Genomic DNA, 11,046 nt, shown 5'->3' on the forward strand with positions numbered 1-11,046 from the left:
GCGCATATAAAAAGCCCCTGTTTATTTCATAAACAGGGGCTTTTAATAAATAATTACCTACTGCATCGAGCTTTTCATTGCCTCATCAAGGCTCTTAATGTAATCAAGCCCTTCCTCTGCCTCTCTACGATGCTCCTTAAAGGCCTGTGCCCTTGTAAAGGCAATCCTCATACCATTCCAGTCTTCAAGGTCCCATAAGGCCAAACCTTTAATTCTATATGCCCCGCCCTCATTCGGGTTAAAGGCAATAAGATCATCACATGCCTTTATAGCCTCATTATTTTTTCTGGCATTAAGAAGTATCTCTGCCTTTTTTAGCATAAGGCCTGAAGAGGGCTTTTTCTGTATCAGCGTGTCAAGATAAGAAACAGCCTTATTAATTTTCGCAGCCCTGGCATAAGCTTCCGCTATCTGGATATGCTCCTTTTCTTCCAGAGCCTTTTCCTTTGAAGAGATCTCTATGCTTTTTATTACCCTCAATGGGAGGTTCAAAGAGCTATATATGGTATATATATCTTTAAATTCTTGTGGCTTTTCTGGTGGTTTTATATTTGTACGTATCTCCATTGCGCCAGCCATACCGTACCAGTCCTCTTTTACCTGTCTTACCATCTGGAGCTGCTGCCAGTATGTAGCGTTCATGGGGAATAACTTTAATGCCTCAAAGATTGTTTTTTCCGCCTCGTCATACTTTTCTTCTTCAAAGCATATACCTAAAAGCATATTGAACCAGGTTTCCTTAGGCTCCTTTGTGGTACTCATCATCTTCCTGATAACCCGTTTTGCATCGGCATACTTCTCTATCTGATAATAGGCTCCTGCCGCGGCCTCAAGCAGGTTGATAGGCTTTTTAGGTGATGTCTCATAGCTCTTTTCCATCATCGGGCCGGCCTCAGCAAATTTGCCACCTTCATAAAGTGTCGCAGCATAGTAGGAAAGCAGGTCCAAGTTGTTAGGGAACTTTTCATACCCTTCCTTGAATACCTTTATGGCCTCATCAAACTTATCCTCATTATACCAGTAATAACCGAGCATGAGGTAAACCTCGGCAGGCACATCTAAAGGTTTTGTGGCCAGATAATCGATAAGGAATTTCCTGGCAGTAGCAAAGTCCTTTTTTTCAAATGCCCTCTGAGCCTCTACCATAGCCGTCTGGGCCTCTTTTGACATTCTGTCTTTTTCTTCATCTGCAGATTGAGTACCCTGCTCAGTCCCTTTTTTCTCCTGTCCAACCACAGGGAAAGTGAACGCAAGCAAACCTGCTACAACAACTGATAACAATATCGCATATTTTTTATTTGCCATAATTATATCATTCTGTTTAAAAGGTTATTATTCGCTTAGGTCAAAAACAATAGGCAATAAAGCAATACAGTCCACTGCCTTCCCGCCCTTTTTAGCAGGCCTAAATTTATACTTTACCACTGCCTCAAGAGCTGCCTCTTCAAACACTCCCTTTGGTTCTGCGCTTACGACCTGGGGTTCCCGTGCAACCCCATTCGAGTCAACAACAAACCTCAAGGTAACCTTTCCTGAGATGCCCTTCTGTTTTGCCTCAAATGGGTATTTTGGAGGCAATGCCCTTAACACCTTTGGAGCCTCATCAACCTCACTCAGCTTAAAGGCAGAGACAAAAAGAGAGTCGGAAACCTTAAAATCTTTTTTAAGGACATCCCCTATTTCTATGGTTCCTCCAAGACCACTAGTCAAACCAGACATGGCCATATCAATCTTTGGCCTCTGCATTCTTTGAACCTGCTGTTCCTTGGGGGTCTGAGTAGTCTTTTTCTTTTCCTCTATTCTCTCTTCCTCTTGAAGTTCAGGGGGCGGTGGCGGCTTATATTGCTGGATAACTACAGAATGCCCCCTCTCTTTTGTTTTACTTAGATTAGCAAACTTAGTCAAAAGCGGCTGGAAGACAAAAAGTAACACAGTAATTGCTATACCAGCCAAAAGACTAAAAGAAAAATTAGCCATTGCTTTCTGATAACTAGCCATAATCATTACTCTTTCGTTGCAGCTACTACAACATTTTTTATACCTGCCAGTCTTACCTGATCAAGGACCTCTATTGCAACCCCAAAAAGGCTGTCCTTGTCAGCGGTTATTACCACATTTCCCTCAGGCATTTCACTCTTGAAACGCTCCATCCTGGACCTTACAGACCTGACATCAATGATCTGATTTTCTATATAGATCATGCCCTCCTTTGTAACACCAATAACAATATTGGTATTCTCTTTGGATTCAGCCGTTGAGGCTACAGGGCGGTTGACATCAACGCCTGACTCCTTTACAAAGGTGGTTGTAACCAGGAAAAATATTAACAATAAAAATGTCATATCAACCATAGGCGACATATTTATATTTACTGAATCTTCACCTTTTTTATGCCCTAATGATAATCTTCCCATAGGGTGACCCTCCTGCTATAATCAATTGTTAATCAGCGTGGACTGCGAGATCATAAGGCAAAACCGCTGCATTCTCTGTAACAGATCAGTTGCCCTGCGGGCAATAAATGTACAGATAAAAAGCCCAGGGACTGCAATAACAAGTCCTGTCTGTGTTGTCAATAATGCCTCTGAAATACCCCCTGCCAACGCCTTTGCATTTCCAGTTCCGAATTCTGCAATAACTGAAAAGGTTGTTATCATACCGCTAACCGTACCAAGTAACCCAAGTAGGGGCGCTATTGTGGCTAGTAAAGATATAAGGCCGATATTCTGCTGAACAAACGTAAGCTGACCTGTCCTGATACTGTCCAGTATTTCAGTATTCAGATCTTTGCTATCGGTTTTTTCCTTTATGAAACCATCCATTATATTTTTCTGCCAAACAGCGCACTTAAAATCTGCCTTGCCTGCGTTATTGATACACTCCTGTACAGGTCGCCATCCCCTGGTATAGACATACATATCAATCGCCTTTTTAACGATCAGATACCACATCCATAAACAGGTTATTATCAGGGGGTACATAACCCACCCCCCGACCCTGATCTGGTCTAGGGAATCATATATCAAATCGCTGAACACGTGGGCCTCCTATTATTTAGAACCCTGTTTAAGAAGGGTGATTATAAAGGCAGTCCCTTTTTCTTCCATATCAACAAGGATCTTTTCAACCTTGGCCTTCAGTAAATGGTGCACAAACATAATCGGTATAGCCAGGCTAAGGCCAAAATATGTTGTGAGAAGGGCTACAGATATACCGCCTGCAAGCATTGCCGGATCGCCTGAACCCACCTCTGTGAGTACTTCAAAGGTCTGGATCATACCTGACACAGTACCTAACAGACCAAGCAGAGGAGCTATTGTAGCGAGCAGCGCCAGGGTTGGCAGGAACCTTTCCAGTTTGGGGGACTGCTTCAGGATTGATTCCTGCAAAGCATTCTCAAGTACATCCTGGCTGTATCCTACATGCTCTAACGCGCTGTCAAGCATCTGGCATGTGGGTATGCGGCTTTTAGATGAACAGAAGTCCTTCGCCTCTTTCCAGTTGCCCTGCTCTGCCATGCTCTTTATATGATCCATTGTCTTTTCCGATGCCTTTGATTTTGTACCAAGGACAATCAGACGCTCAATGGCTATAAGGGCTGCAAATATGCCCAAAGCGAGCAGCACATACATGATGGCGCCACCCTGCTCAAGCCAGTCTGCGAATGACTTCTCATCACGGAAGGTGATAAAAGCACCGCCGCTCGATATATCTATAGATGTAATATCAGATGACTTGTCAAAGAAATTCTTGATGTTTGAAATCATACTTCCAGGCGTCTTGCCCGTTACGGCTTTGAGGATCGTACCGTCAGCTTCTGGCTGCAGGAAACCGACAGAGCCGTCACTTAATCTGTAATATGTAGTGGACTTGCCAATCCTGATGATCTCACCTGATGTCTCTTTTCCATCAGGGCCGATAAATTTCCCTTCACGCCTTACAATCCTGCCCGATTCCTCTATTTCAGAGAAATAGAACTCAATGAGGGCCTGTATCCAGTTCATACCGGGGAACTTGTTGGACTGTGTAATGCTTTCAAGCACCTCTTTTCTTTCAGGAAATTCTGCTGTTATGGGGTTATCGCGGGAGATGCTTATTGCATCCTTTCCAATCGCCCTTACCGCATCTTCTATTGCCTGGATCTCTTCCCTTTCATTTTCAAGATCCTTTTTGAGCTGGGCCTCCTGGGCACGGAGTGCATCATACTCTTTTTCAAGCTTGACATATTCTGCCTGCTCTTTTGCATCCTGAGCCTTGAGATTGGCAAGCTCTTTTTCAAGGGCTGCCTTATCCATTTTAACATACTGCTCCATCTCGGCAGTATCCAGAAGCGCCTGATCCTGATCCTTGTTTACGTTATCAGCTATCTTTTTCCACCCTTCTGACTGGGCCAAAAGCTGACCTGCTGTAAAAAACAGGATAATTACTGATAATAATATTGTGTATTTTATATTATTTTTAGCCATTCTATATTGCTCCTAAAGGAAGTTCGACGATTTCAGCAGCCCTTTTTCCCAGGGCCATATCAAAGGCCCTCTTGAATTCTTTTAACTGGCTCTCGGGGACAGGCTCCCATTTTGCTGTCGCACGATTATACATGCCGATCTGTTTACGATCGATTGTCATGTAATACATGGATATCCTGCCTATCCTCATAATATTAACCTTGGTATCAACACCATCAAGATTCAGCTTAACATCCTCCTGATGCTCAATCATCTTGCCATAATCAGCCTCTATTTTAAGACCATTGGAGACAATGTAGTTGAGTTTTTCACTTGGCTGCATATTGTAGTTGTTCAGCACTTTTCTAAGGGCATCTATGCGCCTCTGTCTCTCTTCAGGTTGAAACGGGAGATCATTTTTGATAAAGGCCTCAAGACGATCAACCACCTCTTCAAGGTAGGGATCAATCTGTTCACGAAGCTTATTTATCTCATCTTTACTGAATTGAAGATTTTTTATCGCCTCTTTTACGCCCTCATTATAGACCTTGTATTTTTTCTGGCGATATTGTTTCCATGTGACCCTGTATTTGAGATCTCTTATCTCGATCATCATGCCTTGCTTGTCATAACCCCAATCATCTGCCTTTTCCTGCGCCTTTGATTCGGTAGCGATGGTTTTTGATACCTTACCATGGACTTCACTTGGGTTATCCTGTGCTAAGGCTGATCCACTGCCTACAAATGCAATAAGCGCCGTTGCCCATAAAATACGTTTAATCATATTAGCTCTCCTATTCCTGCCTGTTTCCTTTAAGTTTGTATTGCCTGTAAAAAGTTAACGAAACGTTATAATAATCAAAAAATTAAAAAACACAAACCTTTTTTTCTTTTTTTTATCTAATTATTTAGATGGATGAAAAAAGTAAACAAAAGGCCGGGCCTCTTATATCCGGATATTTTGTTGGCCCGGCATATGATGCCGTAAATTATACTAAATTAATATCCCTGTAATTTACTCTTTAGTATTTTTCAATACGCTTTATTACCAATTTTGTGCTCTCTTCTGAGACGCCGCCAAGGCCCCTGCCAAAACCCGGGAGATCTCGTTTCCCCTTTCTGTTTAAATGTTGATTGGTTTGAGGGCACTGGCTGTTTTGGTCAATCTCGGTTTTATGGATAAATTGTCTGACCGCAGCCCTTCTTTGAAAAAAACAATGGGATGAAACAATCTTTAACTATACCAAAAAGCAAGTGCCAGCTAAATACTTCCCATATCTTTATTTTTTTCCGCAAAGTTTAGACTATTCGGCTTTCCCTGTCGAAATAAAATCTTTAAAAGGATGTAAGGCAGCTTGACATACAACGCCAAACCCCATATACTCTTTTGCACAAAAAGGGGAAGTCTTATCAAAATCAAATATAAAAGCTACGCGATGTTTTTCCTGTTTCAATAATAGGGATTTATGACATCGCTTTTATACCCGCCACACATGGACGGGACATTATAAAATCATAATGCATAAAAGGAGCGGGTAAATGAAAATTTATTTTGGCAGGATGAGTCTTTTTATATGTTTCTTACTGGTTTCAGCTTGTGCTTCAATGCAAGTAGAACTCCCGGTAAAATATGATTTAGGTGATAAACTTGAACAAGTATCAAAGATACAGGACCTGCGAATAGGGGGCGGGAAGTCACCGAGTTTCTTAATAATTGATGATCGCAATGAGTCTTTAGGTGAATCTATTGCCCGACGTGATACATTTACATTGAGTGAAAATGAAAACCACTGGATCAAAGTAGATATACAATCATTGATACTCAGGAACGGGCCGGATGAATTCTACCTGCTGGTACTGCAAAGACCTGTTTACGATTTAATGACTGTGGACACCATTTCTTTTATAAGTGCCCTTAACATCATAAGAGCTAAAAAGGACCTTGTTCATATTGGGGGACACACATATGTTATTGAACGGATATATAAAATTGATGGCAAGGACAAGATGCTTAACATTAAGAGTCGGATATTAGGCGGATAATATAAAAGAGAGAGTTGACAATCGCAGGAGATTAAATATAGGTTTATAAAAATATTTTTTAATATTCAGGAGGAAAAAATGAAAATCTCTAAGTTTATTTTAACGTCTTTACTTGTTTGTGTTATGTTTCAGTTTTCTGTATATACGGAAAGCGCTGAAAAAGCGGCTCCACTTGATGATGCCCTTGGCGATGCACAGGTTGCCCTGGTTGCAAAAGATTATGAAAAGGCCGTTGCGCTTCTCACACCCCTTGTTGAAGAGAATAATGTCAGGGCTAAAGCTCTTCTTGCCCCTTTGATTTTCAGGGGGAATGGCATTGATAAGGACACAAATAAAGGCATAGCGATGATAATGGATGCCGCAAAACAGGGCGATGAGGATGCCAAGAAGATTGCTATAGACCTTAACCATGAACTGGCCTCGGATGGTGATGAAAAGGCAATGTATAATATGGGATATATGTGCCTTAATTGGGGCGGAGATACCGAAACCGCCCAATGCCTGAGATGGCTTGAAAAAGCGGCCGAAATGGGGCACACCAACTCTGCAAAATTTCTTGCCCATATATATAAAAATGGCAAATACGGCATAACCGCAGATCAGACTAAAGCAGACGAGTGGGACCAAATCTCACAACAGTTACAGCAGCCAAAATAATAGAATACTGTTCATTAGGGACTCACACCATACTCTATTCACGGTCTGTGCAAGCGTCCCTATTTTTTGTTGTAAAAAAAAAGGCGTTCGTTATAAACCCGAACGCCTTTTTAGATAAAAAAATTAATATTTAGAAGCTTTCTACTCGCTTTATTACAAATTTTGTCTCACGGCTGCCAGTGCCGCCAAAGCCTGAATTGAATCCGCCCACGCCACCACCGCCGCCTCCGCCAAAGCCATCATTAAAGCCGTCAAATCCCGGCTGTCTTGCCCCTCTTGCCTTTGTTTTAAAGGTAAGCTCAATCGTATTTTCGTCTATTACCTCGCCAGTATATACTATACTCATCTTTATTCCGCCAGTGCTAACAGGCACTTCAAAACTTATCTCCGTGCCCTTTTTTTTACTTGTTTTTACCTTGCCTTTTACTATATCTATTCTTGAATCCCCTTCGCCTATTGTTGTTCCATAAAGCTTATTACCATCCACCAGAAACTCATAGGTCATAGTCCCCATTGTACCATATACTCCAGCCCATTTTCCGCTTACATCTATATCTGAAGCAAACGTGGCTGTTGATATTACCAATATCGTCAATGTTAATAATAGTGATTTCATCTTTTCCTCCTTTTTAATTTTTTTTAATCTTAACAGAAAACAAAAAATAAGGCCAACGCTTTTTTTAAAGCGTCGGCCTTACATCACTTCATTTGAGGTTATGACAATAAAACCTTTTTTTAGAAATTCAAGGTAAATGTGAGCCCAAATGTTCTTGGCTCCGCATATGAGTAAATAACCAGATATGAGTCAGGGTTAAAGACATCATACGTACCCATATAGGAACCTACGGTTCCAACATAATCCTGAAAACGTCTGCCAATAATCTTTTTATCAAGAAGATTATTGACATATAAACGCAGGTCCCACCGTTTACCCTCACCAACCCATTTCGTTGAGGTATAAGTAACAGAGGCGTCAAACATCCAATAATCAGGATTGCCCGGCATGCTATATTCCAAATCTCCCCATTCGCCACCGGAGGATGTCTGTGAAGGTCTCATTACCTGATCAATGCCTTTGCCAGTATAAAAACCAGTGGTATTCATTATAAGAAGGTCTGTTCCAACGAACCATGTGTGGTTATAAGACACATTAGCGTTTATACCACCACCAAACCTTGAACCACTCCAGTCTTCATATACACGAGAGTATATATTATGACCGGAGTCAGCATAAGTTTCTACCACTTGCTCTTCACCATCAATAATGATTGTCTGACCATCATATTGTGACCAGGCTTTACGGGCATAATCTTGTTGTGCCCTGTTCATACTGTAGTTTACATATTTGTTAGAGGATTTTGACCCTGAAACAGTAAGGGTGTCAGCAGGCGTAATAAGCCATGTGGCATTGACATTAACACCTGTTTGTTCTGTCCCACCGATATTTACCGCTGCGCCGGATATATACCTGTAACCTTTGCTAAGATCATTCGGGTCAACAGGCATATGAAGATTTGGATTTACACCAAAAGCGAATCCGACGTTTCCTTCAGCATTTAAACAGCTATCACTCTCTCCTCTGTCATCAGGTCTCAGACACTGAAAAATAGTAGCGCTTGCCATGCTGTTTTTATACTCATAATAATATCCTGTGGTATTAATCTGCAGCCTTCCATTAAACAACCTGGTTCTCATACCTGCTTCCCATGAACCAAGAGTTTCAGGGTCAACGGAATTGCCTTGTCCGTCAATATTACCGGTTTTTACACCTTTTGAATATTGAACATACGGCATAATATTTTCAGTTGCCTGCCATGAAAGATTCAGCTTATAGGTCTGATGCTCCCATTTATATGAGGAGTTTATGGCATCATCAAGATCAAGCGGCAGTGCAAATCTCTCATTGTTGCTTCTGGCAGAACTGGCGGTGCCTTCACCTCCTGAATTCGTCAGGCCATAGAATTGTTTATGATCCCATGTGAACCTGTAACCACCTGTTAAATTTAATCCCCAAAAAGGCGCATATGATGCCTGCCCAAACAGAGCTGTTTCAGTAAGGGTATTCCGTCTGTATGCACTATTTGTTATTGATGCCTCTTCAAGAACATAATCATGCATATGAAGAACACCACCTATCCACTCATACGTATCACCACCGGCCACTGTTTCCTTTGACGCAAGACGAGCCTCAGCGCTGTACATTTTGGAAAGAGTCTCACTATAATTACTCAGGAAAGGAGGGTTTGTCGAAGGCACAAGCATTAACTCTGTTACAGGCGTATTGCCGGGAATTGAATAACTATAAGTTTGAGTACGGCTGATTGTATATCCTTGAATAGGTTCAAGCGCTGGAGTAAGCGGAACATTTGTTTCACTCATATCCTCTACATCATCATCATTGACGTCAACAGCCTCAGTAAATAAGCCAGTTTCAGGATCATAGGTTCTGGCAGGATATCTTGACTGGGTAATTATTGTCCCAACCGGCATTATAGTGGGCCTGGTCCCGGACACATCAATATAACTTCTCACATTGCGTGATGACCTGTAACCGTACTGTATGGTAAGATACGCAAAGTCAAGCTCATTATCATATGTCGTGTTAAGCCCCCATGACTTGTTGTCAGTATATTGCTGATCAGCCATCTCAGGAGTCAGATCACCCAGCCACCATTTAACCTTATAGGCTGAATCTATTATTCCGCCTTTATTATAGGGTGCATATGATTCCGGCAACCCCGGATCAGGGTTAGGTACTATTTTCAAATCACCAACAGTACCATACAGAAAACCGGTACTGTCACCGTTTCTGTTCTTTGTTTTGTCTGTATCAAGCGCCACAACCAGAGATTGGTCATCAGTAGGCTCCCATCTCAGTGACCCTCGAACACCCCACATATTCTGATTACTTACACCCGCATCATCATAACCTTCTCGAGATATGATGTTACCGGACAAACGAAACGCCAGCTTGTCAGTAGCTGGAATGTTAAGGCCGGCTGCAAAACGGCGACGGTCATAACTTCCATATTCCAGGGTTATATTCCCTCCAAAGTTACCTATATCGGGCCTTTTGCTTACCATGTTAATGCTGCCTGAAATAGAACCTCTTCCATAAAGAGTACCCTGAGGACCCTTAAGGGTTTCAACACGCTCAAGGTCATAGAGCTTTCCTTCAAGACCATCGCTTCTTGTAAGCTGAACACCGTCTATATGCACAGCAACCGTTGTTTCCTGAGTAGGATTATCGTAATCAGTGGTAACACCGCCTCTGCCTTCTGTATTCCCGCCAACATCACGCATCTGAATTTTAAGTATGCCACCTTGTGACCTGGTAATTTTCAAATCAGGCAGGAGCTTGTCAAGGTCTTCAATCTGATGAACATTAAGACGTTCCAACTCATCGGGCCTTACAACCGAGATATCCATTGGAATCTTCTGCAGTTGAGCCTCCCTCTTTTCCGCTGTTACAACAATTTCCTCAAGTGTAAATTCGTCCTCCTGAGCAAAAACCTGACCGGACATGCCGACAGCCAAGGCCATGCAGAGGGTTAAGAAGCTCTTGGTTAAACTTTTTCCTCTCATAAAATTTCCTCCTTATATTAGAGTAATAGATTCAGTATTAAAAAGTTTAAAATGTTGCTATGCCATCAGCCACAAAGCTGATGGCATAGATTGTTTTACCTACGGAGCAGCAGGAAGACTTATACTAAGTGTTTCCATCACACCTGCACCAGGGGTTTCCACGTCAACAAGGATGTCGGCAAAACCTGCCCGTATTTCGTAATAAGCAACTGTGGGATCAAGAACTACAAAGCCTTCATGCAACACAGTACCCATATAACCTGTCAGTTGACTCAATTCGCCATCGTCACCAACTGTACACGCTATGGAAGTTGGA

At 42.0% G+C, this 11,046-nt stretch carries 11 protein-coding genes; 2 read left to right on the forward strand and 9 right to left on the reverse strand.

Translation table 11 applies throughout. The features are described from left to right. Nucleotides 1–57 precede the first annotated feature (57 nt). The 6 genes from GX654_15750 to GX654_15775 all read right to left on the reverse strand — a co-directional run bounded on the left by GX654_15750 (nucleotide 58) and on the right by GX654_15775 (nucleotide 5,229). Entirely contained in the window at nucleotides 58–1,305 is a 1,248-nt protein-coding gene (locus tag GX654_15750) for a tetratricopeptide repeat protein (protein ID NLD38316.1), read from the reverse strand. 27 nt (nucleotides 1,306–1,332) lie between these two features. Beyond that, nucleotides 1,333–1,998: a TonB family protein gene (locus GX654_15755; GenBank protein NLD38317.1), complete on the reverse strand. Its 666-nt coding sequence runs from the start codon at nucleotides 1,996–1,998 to the stop codon at nucleotides 1,333–1,335. A 5-nt stretch (nucleotides 1,999–2,003) separates the two neighbouring features. Beyond that, nucleotides 2,004–2,414, reverse strand: a complete 411-nt coding sequence (locus GX654_15760) for a biopolymer transporter ExbD (GenBank protein NLD38318.1) — start codon at nucleotides 2,412–2,414, stop codon at nucleotides 2,004–2,006. A 21-nt stretch (nucleotides 2,415–2,435) separates the two neighbouring features. Then, a complete protein-coding gene (locus tag GX654_15765) occupies nucleotides 2,436–2,981 on the reverse strand; it encodes a MotA/TolQ/ExbB proton channel family protein (protein ID NLD38319.1) in 546 nt (181 codons plus the stop codon). A gap of 69 nt (nucleotides 2,982–3,050) precedes the next feature. Then, on the reverse strand, nucleotides 3,051–4,466 hold the full coding sequence (locus GX654_15770) for a flagellar motor protein MotA (protein ID NLD38320.1): 1,416 nt from the start codon (nucleotides 4,464–4,466) through the stop codon (nucleotides 3,051–3,053). A 1-nt stretch (nucleotide 4,467) separates the two neighbouring features. Beyond that, nucleotides 4,468–5,229: a DUF3450 domain-containing protein gene (locus GX654_15775; protein NLD38321.1), complete on the reverse strand. Its 762-nt coding sequence runs from the start codon at nucleotides 5,227–5,229 to the stop codon at nucleotides 4,468–4,470. A 755-nt stretch (nucleotides 5,230–5,984) separates the two neighbouring features. Between GX654_15775 and GX654_15780 the strand changes: the two genes are divergently transcribed. Both GX654_15780 and GX654_15785 read left to right on the forward strand, forming a co-directional pair. Beyond that, the gene (locus GX654_15780; GenBank protein ID NLD38322.1) at nucleotides 5,985–6,488 is read left to right on the forward strand and encodes a hypothetical protein; all 504 of its coding nucleotides are present in this window, start codon (nucleotides 5,985–5,987) and stop codon (nucleotides 6,486–6,488) included. Between the two features lie 78 nt (nucleotides 6,489–6,566). Next, nucleotides 6,567–7,145, forward strand: coding sequence for a sel1 repeat family protein (locus GX654_15785; protein ID NLD38323.1), 579 nt, complete (start codon nucleotides 6,567–6,569; stop codon nucleotides 7,143–7,145). A 130-nt stretch (nucleotides 7,146–7,275) separates the two neighbouring features. On the opposite strand, the gene GX654_15790 is transcribed toward GX654_15785, so the two are convergent. From GX654_15790 to GX654_15800, 3 genes are all read right to left on the reverse strand, one after another. Continuing rightward, entirely contained in the window at nucleotides 7,276–7,761 is a 486-nt protein-coding gene (locus tag GX654_15790; GenBank protein NLD38324.1) for a hypothetical protein, read from the reverse strand. Between the two features lie 119 nt (nucleotides 7,762–7,880). After that, nucleotides 7,881–10,730 (reverse strand): TonB-dependent receptor, encoded by a 2,850-nt coding sequence (locus GX654_15795; GenBank protein ID NLD38325.1) that lies wholly within the window; start codon nucleotides 10,728–10,730, stop codon nucleotides 7,881–7,883. A gap of 99 nt (nucleotides 10,731–10,829) precedes the next feature. Then, nucleotides 10,830–11,046 (reverse strand): hypothetical protein (locus GX654_15800; protein NLD38326.1); only part of this gene is annotated, 217 nt, incomplete at its 5' end.

The organism is Desulfatiglans sp. (assembly GCA_012513605.1).
Lineage (GTDB): Bacteria > Desulfobacterota > DSM-4660 > Desulfatiglandales > HGW-15 > JAAZBV01.

Bases quoted from the DNA above. Each gene is read 5' to 3' on its own strand.
- GX654_15750 (NLD38316.1), bottom strand. From the start codon at position 1,305: ATGGCAAATAAAAAATATGCGATATTGTTATCAGTTGTTGTAGCAGGT.
- GX654_15755 (NLD38317.1), bottom strand. From the start codon at position 1,998: ATGGCTAGTTATCAGAAAGCAATGGCTAATTTTTCTTTTAGTCTTTTG.
- GX654_15760 (NLD38318.1), bottom strand. From the start codon at position 2,414: ATGGGAAGATTATCATTAGGGCATAAAAAAGGTGAAGATTCAGTAAAT.
- GX654_15765 (NLD38319.1), bottom strand. From the start codon at position 2,981: ATGTACCCCCTGATAATAACCTGTTTATGGATGTGGTATCTGATCGTT.
- GX654_15770 (NLD38320.1), bottom strand. From the start codon at position 4,466: ATGGCTAAAAATAATATAAAATACACAATATTATTATCAGTAATTATC.
- GX654_15775 (NLD38321.1), bottom strand. From the start codon at position 5,229: ATGATTAAACGTATTTTATGGGCAACGGCGCTTATTGCATTTGTAGGC.
- GX654_15780 (NLD38322.1), top strand. From the start codon at position 5,985: ATGAAAATTTATTTTGGCAGGATGAGTCTTTTTATATGTTTCTTACTG.
- GX654_15785 (NLD38323.1), top strand. From the start codon at position 6,567: ATGAAAATCTCTAAGTTTATTTTAACGTCTTTACTTGTTTGTGTTATG.
- GX654_15790 (NLD38324.1), bottom strand. From the start codon at position 7,761: ATGAAATCACTATTATTAACATTGACGATATTGGTAATATCAACAGCC.
- GX654_15795 (NLD38325.1), bottom strand. From the start codon at position 10,730: ATGAGAGGAAAAAGTTTAACCAAGAGCTTCTTAACCCTCTGCATGGCC.